The 26,990-nt window shown below is 70.8% G+C and carries 23 protein-coding genes and 1 tRNA gene; 8 read left to right on the top strand and 16 right to left on the bottom strand.

Annotated features, from left to right (window positions below; genetic code table 11):
- Window positions 1-16 precede the first annotated feature (16 nt).
- Window positions 17-1,033, bottom strand: coding sequence for a carbohydrate ABC transporter permease (locus LCH29_RS15280; protein ID WP_446462278.1), 1,017 nt, complete (start codon window positions 1,031-1,033; stop codon window positions 17-19).
- Between the two features lie 5 nt (window positions 1,034-1,038).
- Window positions 1,039-2,376, bottom strand: a complete 1,338-nt coding sequence (locus LCH29_RS15285) for an ABC transporter substrate-binding protein (RefSeq protein WP_446462279.1) — start codon at window positions 2,374-2,376, stop codon at window positions 1,039-1,041.
- A 276-nt stretch (window positions 2,377-2,652) separates the two neighbouring features.
- On the opposite strand from LCH29_RS15285, the gene LCH29_RS15290 reads away from it, so the two are divergent.
- The gene (locus tag LCH29_RS15290; protein WP_446462280.1) at window positions 2,653-3,699 is read left to right on the top strand and encodes a LacI family DNA-binding transcriptional regulator; all 1,047 of its coding nucleotides are present in this window, start codon (window positions 2,653-2,655) and stop codon (window positions 3,697-3,699) included.
- Window positions 3,700-3,780: 81 nt separating this feature from the next.
- Here LCH29_RS15290 and LCH29_RS15295 read toward each other — a convergent pair whose 3' ends face one another.
- Window positions 3,781-5,199 (bottom strand): glycoside hydrolase family 6 protein, encoded by a 1,419-nt coding sequence (locus tag LCH29_RS15295; RefSeq protein WP_446462281.1) that lies wholly within the window; start codon window positions 5,197-5,199, stop codon window positions 3,781-3,783.
- Window positions 5,196-6,689 (bottom strand): cellulose binding domain-containing protein, encoded by a 1,494-nt coding sequence (locus LCH29_RS15300; RefSeq protein WP_446462282.1) that lies wholly within the window; start codon window positions 6,687-6,689, stop codon window positions 5,196-5,198. The genes LCH29_RS15295 and LCH29_RS15300 overlap by 4 nt, the downstream gene beginning before the upstream one ends.
- Window positions 6,690-6,985: 296 nt before the next feature.
- On the opposite strand from LCH29_RS15300, the gene LCH29_RS15305 reads away from it, so the two are divergent.
- A complete protein-coding gene (locus LCH29_RS15305; protein WP_446462283.1) occupies window positions 6,986-9,883 on the top strand; it encodes a glycoside hydrolase family 48 protein in 2,898 nt (965 codons plus the stop codon).
- Window positions 9,884-9,911: 28 nt separating this feature from the next.
- Here LCH29_RS15305 and LCH29_RS15310 read toward each other — a convergent pair whose 3' ends face one another.
- The 4 genes from LCH29_RS15310 to LCH29_RS15325 form a co-directional block, all read right to left on the bottom strand.
- A complete protein-coding gene (locus LCH29_RS15310; protein WP_446462284.1) occupies window positions 9,912-10,832 on the bottom strand; it encodes a glycosyltransferase family A protein in 921 nt (306 codons plus the stop codon).
- A 101-nt stretch (window positions 10,833-10,933) separates the two neighbouring features.
- Window positions 10,934-11,302 carry a hypothetical protein gene (locus tag LCH29_RS15315; protein WP_446462285.1) on the bottom strand — a complete coding sequence of 123 codons (369 nt, stop codon included), beginning with the start codon at window positions 11,300-11,302 and terminating at the stop codon, window positions 10,934-10,936.
- A 73-nt stretch (window positions 11,303-11,375) separates the two neighbouring features.
- Window positions 11,376-13,892, bottom strand: coding sequence for a glycosyltransferase (locus LCH29_RS15320; protein ID WP_446462286.1), 2,517 nt, complete (start codon window positions 13,890-13,892; stop codon window positions 11,376-11,378).
- A 114-nt stretch (window positions 13,893-14,006) separates the two neighbouring features.
- Complete coding sequence (locus LCH29_RS15325) at window positions 14,007-14,150, bottom strand: hypothetical protein (RefSeq protein WP_446462287.1); 144 nt, start codon at window positions 14,148-14,150, stop codon at window positions 14,007-14,009.
- Between the two features lie 69 nt (window positions 14,151-14,219).
- Here LCH29_RS15325 and LCH29_RS15330 point away from each other — a divergent pair, with 69 nt between their 5' ends.
- The gene (locus LCH29_RS15330; RefSeq protein WP_446462288.1) at window positions 14,220-14,492 is read left to right on the top strand and encodes a hypothetical protein; all 273 of its coding nucleotides are present in this window, start codon (window positions 14,220-14,222) and stop codon (window positions 14,490-14,492) included.
- Between the two features lie 182 nt (window positions 14,493-14,674).
- Here the strand turns inward: LCH29_RS15330 and LCH29_RS15335 are convergent, their stop codons facing one another.
- Entirely contained in the window at window positions 14,675-16,042 is a 1,368-nt protein-coding gene (locus LCH29_RS15335; protein WP_446462289.1) for an MFS transporter, read from the bottom strand.
- On the bottom strand, window positions 16,039-16,611 hold the full coding sequence (locus LCH29_RS15340; RefSeq protein ID WP_446462290.1) for a TetR/AcrR family transcriptional regulator: 573 nt from the start codon (window positions 16,609-16,611) through the stop codon (window positions 16,039-16,041). The genes LCH29_RS15335 and LCH29_RS15340 overlap by 4 nt, the downstream gene beginning before the upstream one ends.
- 84 nt (window positions 16,612-16,695) lie before the next feature.
- Between LCH29_RS15340 and LCH29_RS15345 the strand changes: the two genes are divergently transcribed.
- The 3 genes from LCH29_RS15345 (at window position 16,696) to LCH29_RS15355 (ending at window position 18,553) form a co-directional block, all read left to right on the top strand.
- Entirely contained in the window at window positions 16,696-17,457 is a 762-nt protein-coding gene (locus tag LCH29_RS15345; protein ID WP_446462291.1) for a Clp protease N-terminal domain-containing protein, read from the top strand.
- A 105-nt stretch (window positions 17,458-17,562) separates the two neighbouring features.
- Window positions 17,563-17,796, top strand: coding sequence for a hypothetical protein (locus LCH29_RS15350; protein ID WP_446462292.1), 234 nt, complete (start codon window positions 17,563-17,565; stop codon window positions 17,794-17,796).
- Between the two features lie 151 nt (window positions 17,797-17,947).
- Window positions 17,948-18,553, top strand: a complete 606-nt coding sequence (locus LCH29_RS15355; RefSeq protein ID WP_446462293.1) for a histidine phosphatase family protein — start codon at window positions 17,948-17,950, stop codon at window positions 18,551-18,553.
- 474 nt (window positions 18,554-19,027) lie between these two features.
- Here the strand turns inward: LCH29_RS15355 and LCH29_RS15360 are convergent, their stop codons facing one another.
- Complete coding sequence (locus LCH29_RS15360; RefSeq protein ID WP_446462294.1) at window positions 19,028-19,612, bottom strand: TetR/AcrR family transcriptional regulator; 585 nt, start codon at window positions 19,610-19,612, stop codon at window positions 19,028-19,030.
- Between the two features lie 95 nt (window positions 19,613-19,707).
- On the opposite strand from LCH29_RS15360, the gene LCH29_RS15365 reads away from it, so the two are divergent.
- Window positions 19,708-20,391, top strand: a complete 684-nt coding sequence (locus tag LCH29_RS15365) for an SDR family oxidoreductase (protein WP_446462295.1) — start codon at window positions 19,708-19,710, stop codon at window positions 20,389-20,391.
- 85 nt (window positions 20,392-20,476) lie between these two features.
- Here LCH29_RS15365 and LCH29_RS15370 read toward each other — a convergent pair.
- From LCH29_RS15370 to LCH29_RS15385, 4 genes are all read right to left on the bottom strand, one after another.
- A tRNA-His gene (locus LCH29_RS15370) sits at window positions 20,477-20,549 on the bottom strand.
- Window positions 20,550-20,643: 94 nt separating this feature from the next.
- Complete coding sequence (gene orn / locus LCH29_RS15375) at window positions 20,644-21,252, bottom strand: oligoribonuclease (protein ID WP_446462296.1); 609 nt, start codon at window positions 21,250-21,252, stop codon at window positions 20,644-20,646.
- A gap of 10 nt (window positions 21,253-21,262) precedes the next feature.
- On the bottom strand, window positions 21,263-22,573 hold the full coding sequence (locus LCH29_RS15380) for a helix-turn-helix domain-containing protein (RefSeq protein ID WP_446462297.1): 1,311 nt from the start codon (window positions 22,571-22,573) through the stop codon (window positions 21,263-21,265).
- Window positions 22,574-23,088: 515 nt separating this feature from the next.
- The gene (locus LCH29_RS15385) at window positions 23,089-23,490 is read right to left on the bottom strand and encodes a hypothetical protein (protein ID WP_446462298.1); all 402 of its coding nucleotides are present in this window, start codon (window positions 23,488-23,490) and stop codon (window positions 23,089-23,091) included.
- Between the two features lie 554 nt (window positions 23,491-24,044).
- Between LCH29_RS15385 and LCH29_RS15390 the strand changes: the two genes are divergently transcribed.
- A complete protein-coding gene (locus tag LCH29_RS15390; RefSeq protein WP_009717718.1) occupies window positions 24,045-24,566 on the top strand; it encodes a universal stress protein in 522 nt (173 codons plus the stop codon).
- 521 nt (window positions 24,567-25,087) lie between these two features.
- Here LCH29_RS15390 and glmS read toward each other — a convergent pair.
- Window positions 25,088-26,932: a glutamine--fructose-6-phosphate transaminase (isomerizing) gene (gene glmS, locus LCH29_RS15395; protein ID WP_446462299.1), complete on the bottom strand. Its 1,845-nt coding sequence runs from the start codon at window positions 26,930-26,932 to the stop codon at window positions 25,088-25,090.
- Window positions 26,933-26,990 lie beyond the last annotated feature (58 nt).

Below are 26,990 nucleotides of genomic sequence, written 5' to 3' on the forward strand. Positions count from 1 at the left end.
TGGTCCCTCGTCTCCCTCACTGGCTCTTCCGCAGCCGTCGCTGGAACAGCCAGTTGGCCGCGGCGATCAGCAGCAGGATCAGGAACATGGTCCAGGCGATGGCCGAGGCCCGGCCGAGATGGAGGTTCACCCAGCCCTGCTCGTACAGGTACAGGCCCAGCGTCTGGAACTGGTGGTCGCCCCCGCCGGTCGCGCCCGCGCTGCCGTTGAACAGCAGGGGCTCGCCGAAGAGCTGGGTCGCCCCGATCGTGGACACCACGACGGTGAACAGGATCGTGGGGCGCAGCGAGGGGATCGTGACATGGATGAACTGCTGCCAGCGGGAGGCCCCGTCGAGCGACGCCGACTCGTACAGATCGTGCGGCACGGCCTGCATGGCGGCCAGGTAGATCAGCGCGTTGTAGCCGGTCCAGCGCCAGATGACGATGGTGGAGACGGCGAACTGGGAGGTCCAGGTGCCGTTCTGCCAGTCGATCCTGTCGATGCCGATCGAGCCGAGCGCCCAGTTGATCATTCCGTAGTCGCGCCCGAAGAGCAGCACGAACACCAGCGTCGCGGCGGCCACCGACGTGGCGTACGGGGTGAGGACGGCGACCCGGAAGAACATCGAGCCGCGCAGCTTGTAGTTGAGCAGATGCGCCAGCCCGAGGGCCATCAGCAGCTGCGGCACGGTGGAGATCAGTCCGATGGTGAACGTGTTCTGGAGCGCGTTCCAGAAGAACTCGTCCTCCCACAGCCGGGAGAAGTTCCGCATCCCGACCCACTCCATGTGGGTGGGGTCGGTCAGCTCCACGCGGTGCAGCGCGGACCAGCCCGTGTACAGCAGCGGGAAGAGTCCGAAGGCGGCGAAGAAGAGGAAGAACGGGGCGACGAAGGCGTACGGGCTCCACTTCACGTCCCAGTGGTGGCGGCGGGAGCGCCAGGTGCGCCGCCGCTGCTCCCTGGGGTCGAGGGGCGCCGCCGGGGCGGCGCGGCGCGGGGCCGCGCCCCCCTGCCCTGCGGGGGGCGCGGCAGTACCGGAGGTGGTGGACATCCGGGTCACTGGTCCAGCGCGTTGTCGATCGTCTTGGTCGCGGCCTTCCAGCCCGCCTCAGGGGACTTGCCCTGCTGGTCGACCTGGAGGATGCCGATGTCCACGAGGTTCTGGTTGATGATCTGGTCCTTCGGGCCCAGCACCTGGACCGGGATGCCCTTGGCGGCCTCGGCGAAGATGGAGCCGATGGGCGCGTTCGCGAAGTAGGGGTGCTTGGCGTCCTTCACATCGGGCAGCGAGTACGACGCCTGGGCGCTCGGCCAGCTTCCGCGCTCCTTGAACAGCTTGGCCTGCTGCTCGGGCGCGGTCAGCCAGGCGACGAGCTTGGCCGCCTCCTCCTTGTTCTTGCCCGCCTGCGGCACGCCGAGGAAGGTGCCGCCCCAGTTGCCGGGCTTGGGCGCGGCGGCGACGTCCCACTGGTCCTTCGCCTTGTCCCCGGCCTTCTCCTGGATGTAGCCGAGCATCCACGGCGGGCAGGAGACGGTGGCGAACTGCCCGTTGGCGAAGCCCTGGTCCCAGGTCTTCTGGAACTGCTGGAGCTTGGCCGTCACCTTCCCGGTGGCCGCCTCGGTCGCGATCTTCCAGGCGTCCTTCACGGCCGGGCTGTCCTTGTAGATGATCTTGCCGCTCTTGTTGTAGTAGCGCTCCGCGTTGCCCGCGACCACCGCGTTGAAGACGCCGCCCGCCGAGTCGACGAAGGCCGTGCCGCTGGGGGCCTTCTTCATGTACTCCTTGCCCGCGTCCAGGTACTTGTTCCAGTCCCCGGCCCAGAGCTGGGCGACCTTCTCACGGTCGGTGGGCAGCCCGGCCTTCTGGAACAGGTCCTTGCGGTAGCAGATCGCCATCGGGCCGATGTCGGTGGCGAGACCGATCGCCTTGCCGTCCTTGGTGACGCCCTGCGGCCATTTCCAGTCGAGCCAGTTCTCTTTCTTGACGCCCGCTGTCTTCGAAAGATCAACGAACTTGTCCGCCTGGGTCTGGACGACCTCGGCGATGTTGGCGACTTCGATGCCCTGGACGTCGGCGAGACCGCTGCCCGTGCTCAGGTGGTTGAGCAGCTGCGGGTAGTAGTTCTCGTTGCGCTCGATGACCGTCTGCTCGATCTTGATGTCCGGGTGGAGCTTCATGTACTCGTCGTAGAGCCCGGCCTCCTTGAAGCCCATGGTGCCGAAGAGGCCCATGATGATCTTCGTCTTGCCGCTGCCGCCCTCGCCGCCACCGCCGGACTTGTTGGTGTCGCTGTCGCCGTCGTCGGCGCAGCCGCTGAGCAGTCCGGCCCCTAACGCGGCGATGGCCGCGAGGGCCACCGCTCTGCTGCGGTACGTACCAGTGGTCCTGCGCATTCCGTCCTCCTAGCGCCCTGACGTACCGCTCCCGGCCAAAAAGGGGGAATCCATGGGACTTTGAGATGCATCGGCACGGGCGGGCAGCGTGCGGGTTGTGTATGACTCAGGTACTGTGGGAGCGCTCCCAGGTTGATGTGTTGAAGGGTTGCGGCTCCCCGCTGGGGTGTCAAGGGACAGAGCGGAACAACTTCCGGAAACCACACTGCTGTTGAATGTCCACCGCAGCCGCCCAGATGGGGTGGATCTGCTGGGTACGGAGGCTGGAGGCGCGAGATGGCAGGAACCCGGCGGCATGGTGCGGGGCGCGGCAGGCCCACCCTCGAGGAGGTCGCGGCCCGCGCCGGCGTCGGCCGCGGCACCGTCTCCCGGGTGATCAATGGCTCGCCGAGGGTCAGCGACCGCACCCGTACGGCCGTCGAGCAGGCCGTCGCCGAACTCGGCTACGTGCCCAACCGGGTGGCCCGCGCGCTGGCCGCCAACCGGGCCGACGCGGTCGCGCTCGTCATACCCGAGCCCGAGACCCGGCTCTTCGCCGAGCCGTACTTCTCGGACATCATCCGCGGCGTGGGCGCCGAGCTGGCCGACACCGATCTCCAGCTGCTGCTGACGCTCATCCGCACCCCCAAGGAGCGGCAGCGCTTCGCCGAGTACCTCTCCGCGCACCGGGTCGACGGCGTGCTGCTGGTGTCCGTCCACGCGGACGACCCGCTTCCGGACCTGCTGGAGCGACTGGAGATGCCCGCGGTGCTCAGCGGGCGCCGCTCGGCGCACGAGTCGGTGCCGTACGTCGACTCGGACAACACCGGCGGCGCGCAGTCCGCCGTGGAGCACCTCATCGGGCGCGGCCGCACCACCGTCGCCACCATCACCGGCCCGCTGGACATGTACGTCGCCCAGTGCCGCCTGGACGGCTACCGCGCCGCGGTCCGGGCGGCGGGCCGGGAGCCGGAACCGGAGCTGATGGCGTCCGCCGACTTCACCGAGGAGGGCGGCCGCCGCGCGATGCGGCAGCTGCTGGAGCAACGGCCCCACCTCGACGCGGTCTTCGCGGCCTCGGACGTGATGGCCGCGGGCGCCCGCCAGGTGCTGCGCGAGTCCGGGCGGCGGGTCCCGGAGGATGTCGCGATGGTCGGCTTCGAGGACTCCGCCGTCGCGCGCCACATGGACCCGCCGCTCACCAGCGTCCGGCAGGCGACCGAGGAGATGGGCCGGGCGATGGTGCGGGTGCTGCTGGAGGAGATCGAAGGCCCCTCGGAACGCCCCTCCAAGCGCCCCCAGCTGGTGCTGCCGACCCAGCTGGTGCGGCGCGAGTCGTCCTGAGCACGCCGCGAGTCGTCCTGAGCACGAAAGGGCCGGTGGACCGCTGGCTGCGGTCCACCGGCCCCGCCGGGGGACGGCCTCTTACAGCGCCGGGTAGGCGTTCCTCAGCAGCTGCTGGAACTGGGCCGAGAACCAGTGGCCCGACAGCGGCGCGTTCGGGAGCGCGCCCGACATGTTGTAGCCGTTGCGCGCGTTGCCCGTGTACGTCGGGTCGCACATCAGGTCGAAGCCCTTGCCCTCGTCGTTGGGGATCTGGGAGCTGGCGCCGTCGGACTCGCCCGGCGGCTTCATCCACACGTACGCGTCGATCCCGGCCGCGGGCGCTGCCTTGGGCCGCTCACCGAGCCCGGCCCCGGACTGGTTGCACCAGTTGCCGATGTGGATCCGGCGGTCGTAGCGGCCGCCGTTGACGTACGTGTCCACGCTGGTCGTGGCGCCGGGGCCGGACGGGCGGGCGGAGCCGCCCCAGCCGTTGCGGGAGGTGTCGATGAGCGCGCCGACGTTCGACGGGAAGCCGACGTTCACCAGCTCCTGACGGAATCCCTGGGCGAAGGACAGCTCGTCGACGTAGCGGTTCCAGTCCACCCACTTGGACTGGCGGACCGTGGTCCCGTTGACGGTGTCGTTGATGGTGAAGTTGTTTTCCTTCAGGGCGCTGTAGTTGGCGGTGTTGACAATGATTCCGCTCACCTTGTCGACCGTGCTGCCCTCGGCGGTCGCGGCCTGCTTGATGATCTGGGCGGTGGGGTTGAAATTGCTGTCCCAGCCGATCCAGCCGTGGTGGCCGGCGTCCACGTAGTTGTAGACGTTGCCGACGGCGCCCAGCTTGTTGAGGGCGTAGCCGACGCCCTTCACATAGTTGCCGTTGGCCTTCATGGTGTCGCACTGCGGCGTGGCGGTCGCGCTGCCGCCGGTGTTGGTGACCAGGTTGGGCAGCGAGTCGATCTCGACGGTGGTCACGATCCGCAGGTTGGAGTTGGCGTATTTCGACTCGCCCAGGATCGACGCGATCGGGTCGATGAACTGCGTCTTGTACTTGTCGATCTCGGTCGGGCCGAGTTCGCCGTTGGACGCGAGCGCCGAGCAGTCACGGCCGGGCAGGTCGTAGATGACGAGCTGGACCACCGTCGGCGAGCCGCCCGACTGCGACAGGGCACGGTCGAGGTGGGCGCGCAGCCCCATCTTGCCGCCCGCTCCGTTGATTGCGGCGATCCGGTCCAGCCAGATACCGGTGGGCTGGTTGGAGACCTTGGAGCCGCCGGGCTCGGCAGCGGCGTTGGCGGACCACTCCGGGTTGACGTACACCTTGGCGCCCGCGTACGGGTTGTCGACCTTCGCGGCGGCCTTGGCGGCCCCGTCGGCCTGCGCCGACGCGGTGCCCGCGAGCGAGCCGACGGTCAGGGCGGTGGCGGCCAGCAGCGCGCCGCCCGCCAGCGCGGCCGCGCGGGTACGGGTGCCTGGCGTGCGGGAGGGTGGGGGAGGTGAGGTGATGCGGCTCATGACAGTCCTTTCAGGTGATCGCGGAGTCCGATGCCGAAGGCGGTCGGTGTGCCGTTGAAATCGCTGATGAGGGAGGGGCCTGAGGAGCAGTCCCAGGTGTTCCAGGTCCAGCCGAGGTACGAGGCGCGCTTGGCGTCCAGCCAGGCCATGACGCGGTCGATGTAGCCGTGCGAGCAGGTGTTCTCGCCGATCTCGCCCGCCACGAACGGCACGTGGGCGATCACCGGGGCCAGCTGTTCGTTGAAGCAACTCTCGCTGGAGCAGGTGTTGAAGTTGTACGTGTGCCAGGCGGCGGCGAGGTTGCCCGCCGGATCGCTCGGCTTGTACGCCAGCCACTGGCGCATGTCGTTGGAGTAGGCGAGGCCGCCCAGCAGGATCACGTTCCGGGCGCCGGTGGCCCGTATCGCGGTGACCAGGCTCTGCATCCCGGCCACCGGGTAGTCGATGCCGGGGCAGCTGCCGCCGTCCCGCCAGCACGTCCACGCCGCCGTCGGGTCCGAGGTGGCGCGGTCCGGGAACGGCTCGTTGAACAGGTCGAAGACCACGGCCTGGTCGCCCTTGAAGGTCTGCGCGACCGAGGACCAGAACGCCGGGGTGTACTGGGCGTTCGGCACCGGCTTCTGACAGGTGGCGTACTCGGTGCCCGGGCAGTGGGCATCGCCGCCGGTGTATTGACCGTGACTCCAGTGGAGTTCGAGGATCGGGGTGAGGCCGTTGGCCTCCAGCCGGGCCACGAACTCCTTGACCGCGTTGATGTAGGTGGCGCCGCGGTAAGCGGAGTCGATGTGCGACAGACCGAGCCAGCACTCCTCGTTGAGGGGGACGCGGACCGCGTTCGCCTTCCATCCGGCGATGGCCTTGACGGACGCGTCGTCCACCGGTCCGTCGAAGATGCCGCGCCCCTGGACGCACATGAACTCGCCGCCCGAGCGGTTGACGCCCAGCAGCCGCCGGGTGGCCCCGTTCTCGTCCACGAGGCTGTTGCCCGAGACGCGCAGCTTCGGCGGGGTGCCGCCCTGGCCCGGCGGGGGATCGGTGGGGTCGGTCGGGTCCGTCGGGCCGGAGCCGCCGTCGCACGCCACGCCGTTGAGCTTGAATGCGGAGGGGACGGGGTTGGACCCGGACCAGGAGGCGGTGAACCCGGCGCTGACGCTGCCGCCCGTCGCGATCTTGCCGTTCCAGGAGGCGTTGAGCGCGGTCACCGTCGTCCCGGACTGCGACCAGGTGGCGTTCCACCCCTGGGTCACCTTCTGTCCGGCGGAGAAGTCGAAGGTGAGGGTCCAGCGGTCGAGCGCGGCTCCGTTGTTGGTGATGGTGACGTTGCCCTGGAAGCCATTGTCCCACTGGCCGGCGGCGGTGTACGCCACGGTGCAGGCCGCGGCCGCCCGGGGCGCGGCGGAGGTGCCGACCGCGGCGGCAGTACCCGCGGTGCCCGCCAGGGTGAGCGACGCGGTGGCCGCCAAGGCGTAAAGGCGCGGTGGTGCTCGCATGGAGCGACTCCTGGGGTCCACGCGCCGTCCCGTGCGGCGCTGACTGCTGGAACCGCTCCCACTGGTTGAGCTGACCGTAGCGCCAGTGGCGTACATGTCAACAGAGGCGTTCACAGATTTATCGGTCGAAGACGTTCGACCGGCCCATCCTGTTCAAAGACTTGACACTTCTTCAGATGGAACGGACGCTTGGGAGCGCTCCCACTGGTTCGCACTCCCCCCTCATTTCCGAACCCGCGTGGAGGACCCCCATGCGCGTACAGCGAGGCTCACCCTTGTCAGGAGCGCGTCGGCGGATGAGACGGCTGGTGACCGCGCTGGCCGCAGCCCTCTCGCTGCCCGTGGCCATGACCGCCGCCGGTGGCGCCGCCCCCGCCCATGCCGACACCCGCGCCGTGCAGTGCAACGTCGACTACAAGACCAACGACTGGGGCTCCGGCTTCACCGCCGATCTCACGATCTCCAACCCCGGCACCGAGGCCATCAACGGCTGGACCCTGACCTACGACTACGCGGGCAACCAGAAGCTCGGCAACGGCTGGAACGGCACCTGGTCGCAGTCCGGCAAGACCGTCACGGTCAAGAACGCCGCCCACAACGCGAACATCGCGGCCGGTGGCAACGTCACCACCGGCGCCCAGTTCAGCTACAGCGGCACCAACGCCGCGCCCACCGCCTTCGCCGTCAACGGCGTCACCTGCCGCGGCGCCCACCAGCCGCCGATCACCGTCCTGACCAGCCCCTCCCCGGGGGCCGTCTACAGCGCGGGCGGCACCGTCCCGATGGCGGCCACCGCCGCGGCCGCGGACGGCGCGACCGTCACCAAGGTGGAGTTCTACAGCGACACCAAGCTCCTGGGCACCGACACCACCTCCCCGTACGGCTTCGACTACACCGACGTCCCGGCGGGCGACTTCTCGCTGTACGCCAAGGCCTACGACAGCCAGGGCGCCGCCGCGGAGTCCACCCCCGTCGGCATCCATGTCGCGGCCGGTCCGGCGCTGGTCGCGAGCCCCACCCAGCTCGGCGTCGAGCAGGGCAAGACCGGCACCTTCGGCCTCCGCCTGTCCACCCAGCCGTCCGCCAACGTCACGGTCACGGTGGCCCGCACCTCCGGCAATACGGGCCTGACCGTCTCCTCGGGCGGCAGCCTCACCTTCACCCCCGCCAACTGGAACACCGCCCAGCAGGTGACGGTTGCCGCCGCCAACTCCGGCACCGGCACCGCGACCTTCACCGCGACCGCCACCGGTCACACCAAGGCCGAGGTCACCGTCACCCAGCTGGCCGCCGCCACGACGTACGACGCCCGCTTCCTGGAGCTGTACAACAAGATCACCGCCCCCTCGGCGGGCTACTTCTCGCCCGAGGGCATCCCGTACCACTCCGTGGAGACCCTGATCGTCGAGGCCCCCGACCACGGCCATGAGACGACGTCCGAGGCGTACAGCTATCTGATCTGGCTCCAGGCGATGTACGGCAAGGTCACCGGCGACTGGACCAAGTTCAACTCGGCGTGGGACATCATGGAGAAGTACATGATCCCCACCCGCGCCGACCAGCCCTCGAACAGCTTCTACAACGCCTCCAAGCCCGCCACCTACGCACCCGAGTGGGACCAGCCCTCGCAGTACCCGTCGAAGCTCGACGGCAACGTGCCGGTGGGCCAGGACCCCATCGCGGCCGAGCTGAAGAGCGCGTACGGCACCGACGACATCTACGGCATGCACTGGATCCAGGACGTCGACAACGCGTACGGCTACGGCAACGCGCCCGGCAAGTGCGAGGCGGGCCCGTCCGACACCGGTCCGTCCTACGTCAACACCTTCCAGCGCGGCCCGCAGGAGTCCGTCTGGGAGACCGTGACCCAGCCGACCTGTGACGGCTTCAAGTACGGCGGCAAGAACGGCTATCTGGACCTGTTCACCGGCGACGCCTCCTACTCCAAGCAGTGGAAGTTCACCAACGCCCCCGACGCCGACGCCCGGGTCGTCCAGGCCGCCTACTGGGCCTCGGAGTGGGCCAAGGCGCAGGGCAAGGGCGGCCAGATCTCCGCGAACATCGCCAAGGCCGCCAAGATGGGCGACTACCTGCGCTACGCGATGTACGACAAGTACTTCAAGAAGGTCGGCAACTGCGTCGGCGAGACCACCTGCCCGGCGGGCAGCGGCAAGAACAGCTCCAGCTATCTGCTCTCCTGGTACTACGCCTGGGGCGGCGCCACCGACACCTCCTCCGGCTGGGCCTGGCGCATCGGCTCCTCCCACGCCCACGGCGGCTACCAGAACCCCATGGCTGCCTGGGCACTGAGCGCATACGCCGACCTCAAGCCCAAGTCCGCCACCGGCGCGAGCGACTGGTCCACCAGCCTCAAGCGGCAGCTGGAGTTCTACCGGTGGCTCCAGTCCAGCGAGGGCGCCATCGCGGGTGGCGCCACCAACAGCTGGCAGGGCCGCTACGCCACCCCGCCCGCCGGGAAATCCACCTTCTACGGCATGTACTACGACGAGAAGCCCGTCTACCACGACCCGCCGTCCAACCAGTGGTTCGGCTTCCAGGCGTGGTCCATGGAGCGCGTCGCCGAGTACTACAACCGCACCGGTGACGCCTCGGCCAAGGCCGTCCTCGACAAGTGGGTCACCTGGGCGCTGTCCAAGACCACCATCAACCCCGACGGCACCTACCAGTTCCCGTCCAACCTCCAGTGGTCCGGCCAGCCCGACACCTGGAACGCGTCCAGCCCCGGCGCCAACACCGGCCTGCACGTCACCGTCACCGACTACACCAACGACGTGGGCGTGGCCGCCGCGTACGCCAAGACGCTGTCCTACTACGCCGCCAAGTCGGGCCACACCGCCGCCAAGAACACCGCCAAGGCGCTCCTCGACGGCATGTGGAACCACCACCAGGACGCGCTGGGCATCGCGGTCCCCGAGTCCCGCGCCGACTACAACCGCTTCGACGACCCGGTCTACGTCCCCAGCGGCTGGACCGGCACCATGCCCAACGGCGACAAGATCGACGCCGACTCGACCTTCCTGTCGATCCGCTCCTTCTACAGATCCGACCCGGCCTGGTCCAAGGTCGAGGCGTACCTGAAGGGCGGCGCGGTGCCGAGCTTCACGTACCACCGCTTCTGGGCCCAGGCCGACATCGCGCTCGCCATGGGCTCGTATGCGGAACTCTTCGAATAGCGGCTGAGCGGCCTTACCCGAGGCCGCTTCAGGGCACCGTGGTGGGGTTCCCGGGGACGGGAGCCCCACCACTCCGTCCGGCCAGCGCCGCCTCCAGCCGCCGGATGTGGCGATGCTGCAAACGCGCGGTGCGCTGGAGCGACATGACCACCCGCAGGAACTGGTCCATGTCGGCGGCCCGGGTGAGGATGTCGTCGGGCACCCGGTCGTCGGCCTGGCATTCCCGCTCGTCCTGGGCGAGCAGGGCCTGCGCCCAGGCCCGGGTGACCGGCTTGAACATCCCGGGGTGGTTGGCCACGATCCTGGCCCGGACGGCCAGGTCGTTCTCGGCCGCCTCCACATGCAGGCCGTCGTCCTTGTTGCGCGCGCCGAACAGCGGCTCGTGGAGGTGATGGGCCGTGAAGCCGCGCTCGGCACAGGCGATCCAGAAGTCCCAGTCCTCCCCGGTGCGCATGCCCTCGGCGTAACCGCCCACCTCCTGCCACACCTCGCGGCGGTAGAGCGAGCAGTAGAACATGATCAGCCGCCGCAGCAGCAGGTCCTGGTCGTAGGCGGGGAGCTCCAGCGCCTGCCCGCGCGGGTCGTCGTCGGTGAAGACGGAGACATCGGTGGAGACGATGGCGATGTCCGGGTTGTCGTCCAGGACCGCGACCGTTCGCTCCAGCATGGTGGGGGCGATCACGTCGTCGGCGTCCAGCGGCAGGACGTAGCGGCCGGTGGTGGCCGCGATGCCCGCGTTACGGGCGGCCGAGACACCGGCGCCCGCCTGCTCCAGCAGCCGGATGCGCCGCCCGGGGTGGTCGGCGATCAGCGACCTGGCCACCGCGGCGGTGTCATCGGTGCTGCCGTCATCGACGACGACGAGCTCCCAGTCCGGACAGGTCTGGGCCAGCACACTCTCCACCGCGTGCGGCAGATAGTGGCCGTAGTCGCGGCAGGGGATGACCACCGAGACCGCCGGGAGGGCGCCGCGTCCTCCGCGCGATGACCCCGGGGCCCCCGGGAGACTTCTCTCCCGGGGGCCGTGTTCCGGCCCGGTCGGTGCCGGGGTCATCGGGGTCCGTCGCCGTGGATGGCGTGGCCGTAGGTGTTCCGGTGGGCCGCCCCGGCCTTCGAGGGCTGGGCGGAAACCGCGATGTTGGCACAGTGCGAGGCCGCCGCGAGGGGCGTGGTGAAGATGATGTTTCCCGTGTTGGCGGGGCCCGCGGAGTCACACCTGTTCTGCTGCACCACGCCGTGCGGGTCGCCGAAGATCTGGGCGAAGTTGAGGCAGCTCGCCCCCTGTACCGCTCCGAGGGCGTCGCACGCGTTGCTCTGTCTGACGGGAGGATCCAGATCGAGGGCGCCGGCGTCGGCTCCGCCGAAGACCACCGCCCCGGCCGCCGCCGTCACCAAGGCGGCCGTCTGTCCGAAGTTCATACGCTTCTCCTCTTTCTCATGCTGTTCTCTCGTGCTGTTTTCTCGTGCCGCGGAACACTCCACGGATAATCGGCTAACGAGAACTCCCGACGCGGGCTTCGGCCCCGGCGGCACCTTCACCTGCCTGGTTCATGGGGCCATCGCCCAGGTGGCGGGGGTGCACCACTTCCACCGCGGGCAGCGCCCAGCACTCGACGCCCATGTCCTGGGCCAGCGCGGCCAGTCCCTCGGTCTCGATCAGCCTGCGGTGGGGGACGGCCGGGAACACCAGGCCGTCGCGGTGCAGGTCGGCGTGGACCAGCAGGGCCGTACCGCCGACCGCGTCGACGCGGACCGTCTCGTGTGCGCGCAGCTCGTCGAGATAGATCCGGCCGAACCCCTTCGGCGGCTGGAGGATGCCGTCCCGGAGCCACTGGTCCCAGTTCAGGGCGTGGGCGTCGGGGCGCAGCACGAAGGTGTTGAGGTCGAAGCTGGGCCCCGCGGGCTCGGTGACGCAGTGCGGGACGACGATCTCCCGGCGGGCGCCCAGCAGGCGCTGGACGAGGTCAATCGGGTAGTCGGTCACATCGACGTCGAGCCACAGCACCCACCGCTCGTCGGCCAGGGCGCGGGACAGCAGGTGGTTACGGGCCCTCGCCAGCACCGATCGCCGCTGCCGCTGGACGGCCGGCTCCCAGCGCGGCCCGGTCAGCTCCAGGCCGAAGTGGCGCCGTACGAGCGTGACGCGCCGGAACTCCGCCTCCAGCGCGGGCAGTGCGTCCTGGAGGGCCTCCCAGGTCCCGTCACGGCTGTCGCCTTCCAGCAGGCCGACGGAGACCGCGTCGCGGGGGTAGTCGAGGGTGTGCAGGTTGTCGAGGTAGCGCGGCAGGAAGGCGGCGGCGTCCTTGACGGGGGTGAGGACGAGCAGCGGAGGGTGCCCGTCGGTGTCGGCGCGCACGTCCACGGGCGCGGGGCGTCTGGCACGAGGGACGCGCGCCGAAGGCCCGCCGGTGGCGCCGGCCGCGTCACCGGCCGTGTCCTGCGTTGCGGCGGCCGAATTCTCGCCGTCATTCTCGCCGTCATTCTCGGCGTCATTCTCGGCGTCGAGGACATCCGCCGGGGCGAGGGGCAGCCGTGCCGCCATCGCGTGCACCTGGTCCGTGTAGGAGGCGCCCGTGGGCCACACCTGGGTGGCGGCCTCGAAGAGCCCCGTGAAGTGCGGCTCGTCGAACGTGTTGGCCCCGTGGATCACGTAGGTGTACAGCTCCGGTGCGTCCAGGGACACGGTCCGTCCGCCGCGCACCACGGCCTCCGCGACCGGGGAGTCCTCGCCGCTCCGCCGCTCCGGATAGCGGGGGAGCGCGTCCTTCGCGCAGAGCATGGAGCTTTCCCACACCCGGACCCCGGAGAGCGCCAGCTTGCGGCGCGCGGGCCACCACAGCCGCTCGCGGGCCAGGAAGCACGCCGTGGCGTCCAGTCCGAGGACAGCCGCCAGCTGGATTTCCAGCCGCTCCGGGTCGTACAGGTCGTCGTCGTCCCACTGGCACACGTACGCCCCGGTGGCCAGGTCCACCGCGATGTTGCGCAGCTCGCCCAGCGTCCGCCCCTCCGGCGGCAGCCGGTGCAGGCGGATCCGCGGGTCGGCGAGGGCGCGTACGTGCTCCTCGAGGGCGTCGTCCGCGCCGTCGTCCACCACGACCAGTTCCGCGCGGGTGTAGGTCTGGGCGAGGAAGCACCGGATCGCCCGCTCGGCCAGCGGCGACCGGTCCTTGGTCACCATCAGACAGGACACCGTCGGCGCTGCCGCCCCCGAGGCCCACCGCCGTCGCTGGGCGTCGAGGTCGACCACGCCGTAGGCGCAGGGGTGCAGGTCCTGGCTCGTCCAGAACCTGACCTTGCGGCCGGCCGAGGCCGCCGGTGGACCGGAGTCCTCACGCGTCCAGCTGCTCGACCAGTGGTGCACGGCGTGGGCGCGGTCCCGATCCACGTCCCGCCGCCCGAACAACTCCTCCGCGAAGGGGCTCAGCGCGGGATACACGGTCTCCGCGCCCAGGACCGTGATCGAGCAGTCCTCCGGCGCGCTGTCGACCGCGCGCGTGAGCAGGCACGGGCCCGTCGCGTCCAACGGGCCGGGCATGGTGTGGGCGCCCACGAGCTGCCGGTGCACATGCGGCCAGAACGGATGGCCCGGCCGTGACGCCATGAACGCGTTGCCGACGATGCGCGGCAGACCGCTGCGGCGGTTCCACGGCAGCCCGGCGTGCTCCTCCGGCTCGAGACCGAGGACGAGTTCCTTCCCGGCGAGGAGCCCGGTCAGCGGGCGCAGACACTCGAAGTCCATGTCGACGTACAGCCCGCCGAAATGGTCGAGGAGGAAGTAGCGGATCGCGTCCGCCCGTTTGATCGGCTCCAGGTAGCCGTCATAGATGGGCAGGAACCAGGCGTAGTGCTGTTCGAGGAACGCCCGGTTGTCGGCGTCCGTCCACAGCCGGTATTCCCAGTCGGGATGGTGCCGGCGCCAGGTCTCGGACCATGTCCGCCAGTCGGGCGGTACGTCCGTGTTCTTCCAGGTTTGGTGAATGAGAGGGGGAATCCCCTGCTTCTCGGGCATCCGCACAGTATGTCCGGATGGCGTGTCCACCAGGCGGCGCCCGTCGGCGGAGCACCACCCGCCCGGCCCAGCGCACACACACCGGACCGGGCGGGAAGGCCCTGCTGGGGGCGGTCAGCCCGAGGAGGACAGCGGCACCGGGAACAGCACCCGTTCGGGCACCACCCGGTCCCCCAGCCGCTGGACGCCGGGTCCTGCCGCGCCCCGTTCGCGGCGGCGGCCCATTCGGTGGCCGACCACACCGTCTTCGTCCGCCACCACAAGCCCGAGTCGCCCGTCCGGGGCTTCCAGGGTGCGCGGGCGTCCGGCGGGCGGCAGCGTGGAGCCATGACCGAGAGCGAGAGCCCGCGCGTCACCCGGCCGACGATGGTGGTGCTCGGCGTCCAGCATGGCACTCCCCCCTACCGCCTGGTGGAGGTCGCGGGGGAGCTGGTCGGCAAGGCGCACTCGGTCCTGGACATCATCGAGATCGCCCGCCAGCTCGGCTTCGACGACATCGACCTGGACGACCCGGACGTGGTCCGCTGGGTCGGCGGCGACAAGTTCACCTGGACCCCGTGGTGGCCCCGCCACCCACCGCAGCGCGAGCCGCGCGCCTGACGAGTCCTGCTGCGTCGAGGGGGGCCGATACGGCCTTCAGCCGCGCCGCCGCGTTCTTGGCCGCGGTCTTCACCGTGGAGGGCTCGGCGCCCAGGACGAAGGTGAGGTCGGCGACGCAACGATCCCGCCCCGTTGGATTCGTACGCCCTGCAACTACCGCACCGGCAGCCTGGTAGGACCGGTCATGAACGGCTCAACGCCCCACGGCCGGGCAGGGCGACCGTGAGCAGCGCGCCCAGCGCCGCGACCGCCGCGAGGGCGGCCAGGGCGGGGCCCATCGCCGCGGCGAAGGCCCCGGCGCCCGGCAGGCGCAGCAGCATCGTCGCGGCGGCCACCCCCAGTGTCGGCCCGATGTTCATGGCGGTCTGCTGGAGGCCGCCCGCCACGCCCGCGTGCTCCAGGGAGGCGTGGTGCACGATGACGGCCGTCGCGGTGACCATCACGGTGGCGAAACCGGCCCCGAGCGCGAAGAAGCAGCCGCCGATCTCCGGGGCGGTGGCCGCCCGGTCCAGCCGGGAGAAGAGCAGGATGCCGAGCGCGACGAGGACCATGCCCGCGCCCGCCGTACGCCGCGGCCCGTACCGGCGCGCCAGGACGGCCGATACGGGCGCGCCCAGCACCATCGTCGCGGCCAGCGGCAGCACCCGCAGCCCGCTCTCCAGCGGGTCCAGCGCCAGGACGTCCTGGAGGAAGTACGTGCCGACGAACAGTGCCCCGAACAGCGCCGCCGACGCCGTCACCAGCACCCCGAGCGCCGAGGCGACCGTCGCCGAGCGCAGCACGCCGGGCGGCACCAGCGGGTTCGGCGTCCGGCGCCCGTGCCGCACGAACGCGCCCCCGGCGGCCGCCACGGCGAGGAATCCCAGCGCGGTGGCCGCCGTCCAGCCGGTCTCCGGTATCCCGGCGAGCGTGTGGACCAGGCACACCAGGGCCAGCGCGAGCAGACAGGCGCCCGGCAGGTCGAGCGCCACGCCGGTGCGCGGCCCGTCCGCGGGGATGCGTACGACGAGCGCCGGCACGCCGACCGCGACCGCGGGGGCCACGCCCAGGAAGAAGACCGACCGCCAGCCGAACTGCGCGGCGAGCGCCCCGCCCACGATCGGCCCGGCGGCCGCCGCCACCCCGATGGCGCTGGTGCGCAGCGCGATCGGCATCCCGAGCCGGTCGCGCGGATACGCGGCGCGCAGCATGCCGAGGGTGGCGGGCTGGAGCAGCGCGCCGAACACGCCCTGCGCGACCCGCAGTCCGATCACCCAGCCGATGCCGGGTGCCACCCCGATCCCCGCCGACGTGGCGGCGAAGCCGAGCGTGCCGACCGCGAACACCCGCCCGTGTCCGTACCGGTCGCCGAGCCGCCCGGCGAACACCAGCAGACTGGCGACGGCGATGAGATAGCCCGTACTGGTCCACTGGACCTGCACGAACGAGGCGTGCAGATCGCGCTGGAGGGCGGGCTGCACGACGGTCAGCACGGTGCCGTCGAGGGCGACGATCACGGCGCCGGTGATGCTGCCGACGAGGGTGATCCGCTGCCGGTGGCGCGTCTTCATGCCGTCCCCAGGTGCGCGTCCATCGCCACCCGCAGCAGCGGCTCGACGTCCTCGGAACCGGTCGCGAGCTGGAGGCTGCCCCATTGCCGCAGTTGCGCGATGCCGTGCAGATTGGCCCACAGCGCCCCCGCGACGAGGCCCGCGTCCGCGGCGGGACGTACGCGGCGGACCAGCTCCACCAGCGTCTCGAACAGCGGCAGACTGGTCTCCCGCAGCCCCAGCCGGTTGCTCTCCAGCAGGTCGTGACGGAACATCAGCTCGAACATGCCGCGGTTGGTCCGCGCGAACTCCAGGTAGACCCGCCCCAGCGCCATCAGCTGCTCCCGGGGCCCCTCGCGCCCGTCCCGGACCGCCGCCCCGGCCTCCCGGGCCAGCGCTTCGAAGCCGCGCCGCGCGATGGCCGACAACAGCGACAGATGCGTCGGGAAGTAGCGCCGGGGCGCCCCGTGGGAGACCCCGGCCTGCCGTGCGATCTCGCGCAGCGACAGGGCCGCCACGCCTTCCCGGTCCACCAATGCGACGCCCACGTCGACCAGTCGGGCCCGCAACCCCGTGTCCTCTTCGCTCATAGACAGTGTCTACCAGTCTGTGTAGACACTGTCTACTGTCAACCAAGGGTTGACACGCTTCGAGTGTCAACCCATAGTTGACGCATGACGAACCCGGACTCGACCCCGCAGCCCACCGGCATGACGAACTCCGTACGCCTCGACGACCTGATCGAGGCCATCAAGAAGACCCACACCGACGCCCTCGAACAGCTCACCGACGCCGTCCTGGCCGCCGACCACCTCGGGGACGTGGCCGACCACCTCATCGGCCACTTCGTCGACCAGGCCCGCCGCTCCGGCGCGTCCTGGACCGACATCGGCAAGAGCATGGGCGTGACACGGCAGGCGGCCCAGAAGCGCTTCGTCCCCAAGGGCTCCGCCGCCCAGGACCTCGACCCCAGCCAGGGCTTCGGCCGCTACACCCCGCGCGCCCGGAACGTCGTGGTCTCCTCCCAGAACGAGGCCCGCGCCGCCTCCAACGCCGAGATCCGCACCGAACACCTCGTCCTCGGCCTCCTGGCCGAACCCGAGGGGCTGGCCGCCAAGGCGATCGTCGCCCAGGACGTCCTCCTGGACACCGTCCGCCAGGCCGCCACCGCCGCCCTCCCGCCCGCCGCCGCCTCCATGCCCGCGCTGGTTCCCTTCGACGCGGGCGCCAAGAAGGTCCTCGAACTCACCTTCCGCGAGGCCCTGCGCCTGGGCCACAACTACGTGGGCACCGAGCACATCCTGCTCGCCCTCCTCGAGCACGAGGACGGCTCGGGCCTGTTCGCCGACCTCGGCATCGCCAAGGCCGGTGTCGAGGCGTCCGTCGCCCAGATGCTGGAGCAGATCCAGGTGGCCTTCCCCGAGGAGGACGCGTAACCCGCGGACGCGCCCTCGTGCGCCGCCCGCCGAACGAGTCACGCGGGCGGCGTGGGGTGGCTGGTACGCACAAACGCCCGAAGCGTCGGACTTATGATCCAACGCGTGGACATCCCCGACAGAATCATCGCCCTCCAGCAGGCCGCCGACGCCGAGCACGCCAAACTGGCCGGACTCGCCGACGCCGAACGCGAAGCCCAGTGGAAGCACTGGTACGAGGCCGCGGTCACCGTGCAGACCGCCGTCACCGACCACGCCCGGGAAGCCGGACTCAGCCGGTCCGAGCTGGAGTCCGCCGTGAAGAAGGCCGTACGACATCCGGCTCCGGCCGACGGCTGAGCCCATGCACCTGCCCCGGGGAGTGTGAGGTGCGCGACCCCGCCGTGTGTTCCCTCCCCCGGACCGGCTGAGCGACGATGAGGGTGGCGGCCCGGCCCCGCGGCCGGGCGCCGCATCCCGCGCCCGCTCCCCGGAAGGACGCCGTCCGCTGATGCGTCTCCTGCTCGTCCGCCATGGCCAGACCCCCTCCAACCTCGTCCACGCGCTGGACACCGAGATGCCGGGCGCGGAACTCACCCCGCTCGGGCAACAGCAGGCGGAGGGACTGGTGGAGCGCCTCGCGGACGAGCGCATCGACGCCCTGTACGCGTCCCCGCTCAGCCGCGCCCAGCAGACGGCGGCCCCCCTCGCCCGCGAGCGCGGCCTGGAGGTCGTCACCCGCGAGGGCATACGCGAGCTGCGCGCCGGTGATCTGGAGATGCGTGACGACAGCGAGTCCGTGCAGCTCTACCTCAAGACGGTGATGGCCTGGGCCGTCGGCCAGACCGACCTGCCGATGCCGGGAGGGCAGACCGGCGACGAGGCCCTGGGCCACTACGACCAGGTGATCGAGGAGATCGCCGCCTCGGGGGCGGAGCACGTCACCGTCATCAGCCACGGCGCCGCCATCCGCACCTGGACCGGTGCCCGCGCCCTCAACGTCGACGCCGCGTTCGCCGCCCGGCACCCCCTGGAGAACACCCAGGTCGTGACCCTGGACGGCGCCCCGCGCCGCGGCTGGACCGTCACCCACTGGGGCACCGAACCGCTCGTCTGACCGGCCCCGCCGGACCCGCCCGAGCGCTCGCCGTCGTTCCCGCCGCCGGACGCGATGCCTCCGACGACGCACACCGCGATGAGCGCCCCGATGGCGGTGAGCACCTTGTGCCGCGCGAACCAGCTCCGCCGCGGCTGCGGTGGGACGGCCTGCGGCATGGACTGCTGTGGTGCGGTGTGCATGGTGTCCCCCATATGTGTCGCTTGATGCGGGCGACGTCGGGAGGGGAACGTATCAATGGATAAGCGGACTTGATGCCCTCTAGAACGCCTTAAGGGTGGTTCGGCGAGGTTTTGCGGCAGGTCGACCACGTGAGATACAGGCGTCGGGGCGCGCGTCCGCGTACGGAGCGGCCTCGCGTACCTGCTCGAAGGGGCGGACCCCGCGGCGCCATCGGCAACCCGCACGTCCACGTCCACCCCGGGCCGCGTCGGGGGCCGCGCGCCCGGCGGACCCCTGCGATGACGTACGGGCCTATGCGCGCTGCTGGCGGCCATCCGGCTGATCAACCGTCAAGGCCGCGCGCGCGGCGGTGAGGATCTGCTCGGAAAGCGGGGAGCCCTTGGTGGCGCGGGCCAGGACGAGTGCGCCGAGCATCGTGCACAGCCGGGTGAGGCCGTCCTCGTCCTCGGTGGTGAGCCACTCGGCGAAGTCGCCCACGCCCTCGGTGTAGACGCGGCGGGCCTCGCGGTCTTCGGGTTCGCGCGCCATGTCGGTGGCGAGCGCGGCGGCGGGGCAACCGTCCGCCGCGCTGTCGCGGTGGTCGATGGAGAGGTAGGTGTCGATCAGGGCCTGCTGGGCGGCGTCGCGCTGCCCGGCGTACTGCTCGAGGCCATCGTTGCGCAGCCGGGTGAGCCCGTCGAAGGCGTGGGCGGTGGCTTCGTCGACGAGCGCCTCTTTGGAGGCGAACTGCTTGTAGAAGCCGCCGTGGGTCAGACCGGCCGCCTTCATGAGGTCCGCGACGCTGACGTGGGTGCCCTGCTCCCGGAACAGCCGGGAGGCGGTGTCCACGACCCGCCTGCGGTTCTCCTCCGCCTGCGCCTGCGATACGCGGCCCATCGGCCACCTCCCGATTGGATGTCGATTGACATCCATTCTACGGCGTGCTTTAGATTGTGAACATAATCTAAAATGAATCAACGCTGGGAGCAGTCATGGAACTGAAGAACGCGGTCGCGGTGGTCACCGGCGCCAACCGGGGGCTCGGGCGGCATCTGGCCGCTCAGCTCGTGGAGCGCGGGGCGAAGGTGTACGCGGCGGCCCGCCGCCCCGAGACGGTGGACCTGCCGGGCGTCACCCCGCTCCGGCTGGACGTGACAGACGGGGAGTCGATCCGGGCCGCGGCCCGCACCGCGTCCGACACGACGCTGCTGGTGAACAACGCGGGCATCTCCACCGCCACACCGCTCATCGCGGGCGGCCCGGACGCCGTGCGCCGGGAGATGGAGACGAACTTCTATGGTCCGCTCGCCGTGACGCGGGCCTTCACCCCCGTCATCGAGGGCAACGGCGGCGGCGCCGTACTCAACATCCTGTCCGTCCTGTCCTGGCTGCACCCCGCCCACGTCGGGTCCTACGCCGCGGCCAAGGCCGCGGCATGGGCGCTGACCGACGCGGCCCGGGAGGAACTGGCGCCCCGAGGCATCGCCGTCTCGGCGCTGCACGTCGGCTACATGGACACCGACATGGCCGCGGGCGTTCCCGCCGAGCAGAAGGCCGACCCCGCCGAGGTCGCCGCACAGGCCCTGTACGGCATCGAGGCGGGCCTGCCCGAGATCCTCGCCGACGAGGTCACCCGGCACGTGAAGCAGGGCCTGGCGGCCGAGACCCTCGGCTGACATCCGCGGCAGGGGTCGGCACCGTGCCACGAACCGAAGAAGGCCGCTGATCTGCTTTCGCAGATCAGCGGCCTTCTTCCAAGAGGGTGAGTAACGGGACTTGAACCCGCGACATCCTGGACCACAACCAGGTGCTCTACCAGCTGAGCTATACCCACCATGACCGGTGCTCTCCGCATCGGCCGAGAAAAACTATACAGGGTCGGCGGGGGTGCTCGCTCCCGGCTATTGCGCGTGCCGGGAGCGAGATCGTCACGCCTGCCGGGCGGGCAGGACGTGGCGGGCCGCGATGGTCTTCGCCGTGTCCGAGTCCGGACCGGGCTGGGGGACGAAGACGGCCTCCCGGTAGTAGCGCAGTTCGGCGATCGACTCGTGGATGTCGGCGAGTGCGCGGTGGTTGCCGTTCTTCTTCGGACTGTTGAAGTAGGCCCGCGGATACCAGCGGCGGGCCAGCTCCTTGATCGAGGAGACGTCGACGATCCGGTAGTGGAGGTACGCCTCGAGCGTCGGCATGTCCCGCAGGAGGAAGCCCCGGTCGGTGGAGACCGAGTTTCCGCACAGCGGGGCCTTGCCGGCGTCCGGGACGTGCTCGCGGATGTACGCCAGGACCTGGGCCTCGGCATCCGCGAGGGTGGTCCCGCCGTCCAGCACCGCGAGCAGTCCGGAGGCCGTGTGCATCTCCCGCACCACCTCGGGCATGGTGGTCAGCGCCTCGGCGGGTGGCCGGACAACGATGTCCACTCCGTCGCCCAGAATGTTCAGCTCGGAGTCCGTGACCAGCGCGGCCACCTCGATGAGCGCGTCGTCCGACAGCGAGAGCCCGGTCATCTCGCAGTCGATCCACACCATGCGATCGTTCATACGTCTCACCCTACGGGGCGTTCCCGCTGGCCGGGCAGGGTCGGACGGCCCGGGGCGCGACCCGTGGCCTGCTCGGGCAGGCGGGGGCGTACGCATCGGATTCCGGCTTGCCCGGTTCCGTACCGCCCGGTGGATGCGGCGAGTGCGGAGGGTGATGGTGGTGGCTCGTATGAGTGACCGGTCCGCCGGGTCGGCGCAGCGGCATGGCGTGCTCACCGGGGCGCTGTTCGAGCACCTCGGCACGGTCGCCGCCGAGCCGTTCGGCCCGCTCCAGCCGGTCCGGGCCGCGGTCCGGGGCGCCGCCCTGGGGCCTGCGGGCACGGTACGCGGCCCGGTAGGCGGCCGGGGAGGACCCCAGCTGCCGCCGGAAGTGCCCGCGCAGCGCGACCGGGGACCGGAAGCCGCAGCGCCCGGCGACCTCGTCGACCGAGTAGTCGGAGGTCTCCAGGAGCCGCTGGGCCTGGAGCACCCGCTGGGTGATCAGCCACTGGAGTGGAGCGCTCCCAGTGAGCGACCGGAACCGGCGGTCGAAGGTGCGGCGGCTCATATAGGCGCGGGCGGCCAGGGCCTCGACGTCGAACTGCTCGTGCAGATGCTCGAGCGCCCACGCCACGACCTCGGCGAGCGGATCCGCGCCGATCTCCTCTGGTAACGACCTGTCCAGGTAGCGCTCCTGCCCTCCACTGCGGCGCGGCGGCACGACGAGCCGGCGGGCCAGGGCCCCCGCGGCGTCCGCGCCGTGGTCGGTGCGCACGATGTGCAGGCACAGGTCGATCCCGGCGGCGGTGCCCGCCGAGGTCAGTACGTCGCCGTCGTCCACGAACAGCTCGCGCGGATCCACGTGGACGGATGGGTAGCGCTTGGCGAGCGTCGGTGCGTACATCCAGTGCGTGGTCGCCGGGCGGCCGTCGAGCAGCCCCGCGGCGGCCAGTACGAAGGCCCCGGTGCACAGGCCCACGATGCGCGCGCCCTCCTCGTGCGCGCGCCGCAGCGCGTCGAGCGCGGCGGCCGGTGGCGGCTGGGTGATCGACCGCCAGGCCGGTACGACGACGGTGCCGGCCCGGGACAGCGCCTCCAGGCCGTATGGTGCGGTCAGTTCCAGTCCGCCAGTCGTTCGCAGTGGCACATCTTCGCCCGCGCACACCAGCAATCGGTACCGAGGGACACCGGCGTCCTGCCGGTCGATACCGAAGACGGAGAGCGGGATGGAGCTTTCGAAGATCGGTCCGCCGCTGAACAGCAGCACCGCGACGATTTCTCGTCGTCGGCGTCCGGAGAGCTTGCGCGAGGTCTCCGGTACGGTCGTGGAGTCCTGGCTCATGGCTCTAAGCCCCCCTCGGTGGTCGCGTCCTCTCGGTCCTGCACGTTTCCCCTCGGTCCTGAACGGTTCCCCCGCCGGTCATGGCCAAGATCGAATCTACTGTGTCGCGTGTGGTCGCCGTGACCAGTTCACCACCCGCCACTATGTCGACATGACAACTTGGCGCGAAGCATTCGATCACGAAGCGTTGCACTCGTAGCCCTCGCTGTGAAGTGGGCCTCCTGCTGACGCCCACTTCCCGTAGGGGGTACGGGTGGCTCGTACCCCTTTCCACGCTGGCCGGAAGGGGGTTGAGCATGGCGTTTGCCAAGGGAAGAACTGGGATGCGAAGTTGGCCGAAAACCAGCGGGCGCAGACGTGCGGACGGGTCCTTCGACCGGCGTACGACCGGCTCATGCTGCGTCGCGGTCGGATGTACGGAGTACGACGTGGCGCGCTTCCGGAGCCGTCCCGGAGCCATCCCGGCCCCGGCCCCGCGAACGGCCCGGGGGCTGACGTCGGCCCGGGGTCCGGCGTCAGGTCCGGCGGCCGCCCCGGTGCGTCCCGATCCCGGTGCGACTGTGCCGCCCGCGGTGCGGGCTCACCGCGCCGGAGCCCAGCCGGGCGGCCGCGCGTTCGTAGTAGCGCAGGAGGCAGCGGCTGGCGGCGGTCACGGCGGCGAGGCCCACGGCGGCGCCCACCGCGCCGCTCAGGGGTGATCCACAGAGGAGGAGGACGGCGGGGACCACGGCGCAGCCGAAGGCCGACCAGCGGATGACCTCGTTCACCGGGTCGCCGCCGGGGACGCTGCCGGGGCCACTGGCACGGGTGCCGCCTCGGGTGTCGCCTCGGGTGCTCCCGAGAGGGCCGCCGGGGATGCCGCCGGGCGGGGTGCCGGGGGTGCCGCCGGGGGCGTCGTACTCACGGATGCCTGGCACGGTGGCGGCTCCTCTCGCATGGTGGACTACAGGGGTGGACGGACGGTGGACAGATGAGGGGAAGGTGGGTCGGCGCATGGTGGAAGGGCGGTGGAACGGGGCTCCGGTGCGGGTCGGCCCGGGCGTCCGGGGCGGTCCGTGGGGAGGTCGTAGCGGTGGCCGGTGCGGGCCGTCCGGGCCCGTTCCGTACGGAGGCGATCGCTCCGCGGGTACTACAACGTCCGGCCTGCCCACAGGTCACTGCGGGGCGACCGCACGGCGTACGCGAGGGGTCGGTGAGGTCCGAGTCGGGACCACTTGGGGCATTGCGTTACGGGCCGCCCTCCGGCATGCTCCGGGGAACGCTTCGGCCGCTCCGCTGCCGGGGCATCCCCTGGGCAGGTGAGGAATGGCGCCGTACCCTGGGGGGTAAGGGCTTGGAAAGATGAATCCCGGACGGATTTTCTTCGTTCGATACTCGTCTCGAGCTCTAGCGGAGCTCTAGTCCCCCGCCAACCTCAACCTGAGTCCCCGCCGTATCCCTCCGCACGAGGACACCCTTCGCCGAGACACCGATGGCCGGTCACGAAATCCCCGAACCCGCGGACCGCAAGCGGGTCGCCGATCACCTGGCGCACCCCCAAGCGGCGGAAGAAACACGTCATTCCTGCGATCCAGCCTTCCAGCACGGCGTCGTGGTCGGATTCGACGGTTCCACATCGAGCGAGCGCGCCCTCGCGTACGCCATCGGCATGGCCCGGCGCTCCGGCTCAGGTCTGATCATCGTCCATGTGGCCAACCGGCTGCCGACGACCGTATGGGCGGGCTGCGAGCCGCCCGTCTTCGTCGACGTTCCCGATCACCGCACCGAGGTGCTGGGCCTTGAGCTGGCCTGTGCCGATCACCTCACCGAGGTGCCGTGGATCCTCGTCGAACGGGGCGGCGACATCTGCCACGAGCTGGAGGAGGTCGGCCGGGAGTACGCGGCCGACGCGATCGTGGTGGGCTCCACGCACGGCCTGGTGGGGCGGATCTTCGGCTCGGTCGCGGGGCGGCTCGCGCGCCGCGCGCAGCGGCCGGTCGTCGTCATCCCCTGAGCCTCTGAGCGGCGTCCCTCTGAGCGTCATCGCCTGAGCCCGGCACGGGTCTTGGGCCCGTCCCGGCCCATGCCCGGCCGCTGGCCGTGATCTTTTCTCCAGCCGTCCCGCGCCGAAACCTCCGGGCGCGCCCCGCGCCGGGCGGCCGTTCAGAACTGGACAGCCTCAAGTCCCTTTCCTCGTAGCCGAGATGGCCCCAAGACCGTCTTGACACCCGCAGAAACTACCCGCGCGTAGAGGTGGATTGGGCACGTGTGCGGGGCATAAACCGGTCGGCGTGGCGCCGGGCGGGAAGTGACGGTTCCCGCGCGGTGGCCAGCGCCGGCGTATAGGGCGACGCCGGCCCAGGGGCGGCCCCCGCGTGCGTGGTGGCACACGCGGGGGACCGCCGATCCTGGGGCGTTCCACCCGAGGCGTTCCGGCCGCGGATCGGCCGGAGGCGCCGGATCGGCCGGAGGCGCCGGATCGGCCGGAAGTGCCGGATCGGCCGGAAGTGCCGAATCAGCCGGAGGTGCCGGAGGTCACTCCACGGTCACCGACTTCGCCAGGTTGCGCGGCTTGTCGATGTCCCGGCCGAGCGCCAGCGCGGTGTGGTAGGCCAGCAGTTGCAGCGGGATGCCCATCAGGATCGGGTCCAGCTCGACCTCGTTGCGGGGTACCACGATCGTGTGGTCCGCCTTCTCCTGCTCCTGGTGCGCGACGGCGAGGATCCGGCCGCTGCGGGCCTTGATCTCCTCCAGGGTCGCGCGGTTCTTCTCCAGCAGGTCGTCGTCCGGGAGGACCGCGACGGTCGGCACCTCGGGCTCGATGAGCGCGAGCGGGCCGTGCTTCAGCTCGGAGGCCGGGTACGCCTCGGCGTGGACGTAGGAGACCTCCTTCAGCTTCAGGGACGCCTCGCGCGCCACCGGGTAGCCGCGCACCCGCCCGACGAACATCATGCTCTTTGCATTCGCGTATTCGGCGGCGAGCTTCTTGATCTCCTCCTCGCCGCGCAGCACCTCGGAGATCTGCTCGGGCAGCTTCCGCAACCCCGCGATGATCCGCTTGCCGTCGGCGACCGACAGGTCGCGGATCCGGCCGAGGTGGAGGGCGAGCAGCGCGAAGGCGACGGCGGTGTTGGTGAAGCACTTGGTGGAGACGACGCACACCTCAGGGCCCGCGTGGACGTACACGCCGCCGTCCGTCTCGCGGGCGATCGCGCTGCCCACGACGTTGACGACGCCCAGCACCCGCGCGCCCTTGCGCTTCAGCTCCTGGACGGCGGCCAGCGTGTCGTAGGTCTCGCCGGACTGGCTGACCGCGATGTAGAGGGTGTCCGGGTCCACGACCGGGTTGCGGTAGCGGAACTCGCTCGCGGGCTCGGCGTCCGCGGGGATCCGGGCCAGCTCCTCGATGAGCTGCGCGCCGATCAGGCCCGTGTGGTACGCCGAACCGCAGCCGAGGATCTTGACCCGGCGGACGCCGCGCGCCTCGCGCGCGTCCAGGTTCAGCCCGCCCAGCCGGACGGTGGAGAAACGGTCGTCGATCCGGCCGCGCAGCACCCGGTCCACGGCGTCGACCTGCTCGTGGATCTCCTTGTGCATGTACGTGTCGTGGCCGCCCATGTCGTACGACTCGGCCTCCCACTCCACCGTCGTCGGCGCGGGGGCGGTGCGGCTGCCCTCGGTGGTGTAGGTGCGGTAGTCGTCGGCCTTGATGGTGGCCATCTCGCCGTCGTCCAGGGTGATCACCTGGCGGGTGTGGCTGACCAGCGCGGCGACGTCCGAGGCGACGAACATCTCCTTCTCGCCGATGCCGAGCACCACGGGGGAGCCGTTGCGGGCGACGACGATGCGGTCCGGGAAGTCCGCGTGCAGCACGGCGATGCCGTACGTGCCCTCGACCAGGGCGAGCGCGTGGCGGACCTTCTCCTCCAGGGTGGCGGCCTGCGAGCGGCCGATGAGGTGGGCGAGGACCTCGGAGTCGGTGTCGGAGATCAGCTCCACGCCGTCGGCGGTGAGCTTGGCGCGCAGGTCGGAGGCGTTGTCGATGATGCCGTTGTGGACGATCGCGACCTTGCCGTCCGCGTCCAGGTGCGGATGGGCGTTGATGTCATTGGGCGCGCCGTGGGTGGCCCAGCGGGTGTGCGCGATGCCCGCGGTGCCCGCGAAGCGCTTGGGCAGCTTGGCCTCGAGGTCGCGGACCCGGCCCTTGGCCTTGGCGGTCTTCAGCCCGGCGGCGGACTGCCCGTTCTGTGTGCCCTTGCCCGGCTTGGCCTGGACGGCGATGCCCGCGGAGTCATAGCCGCGGTACTCCAGCCGCTGGAGCCCCTCCAGCAGCAGCGGTGCCACGTCGCGTTTCCCGATGTATCCGACGATTCCGCACATGGTGTTCAGGCCCTCCCGATTGAATCGATCATGAATGCTCGCGTGCGGCGGTCCTGCG

This window comes from Streptomyces sp. BRA346, from assembly GCF_052851135.1.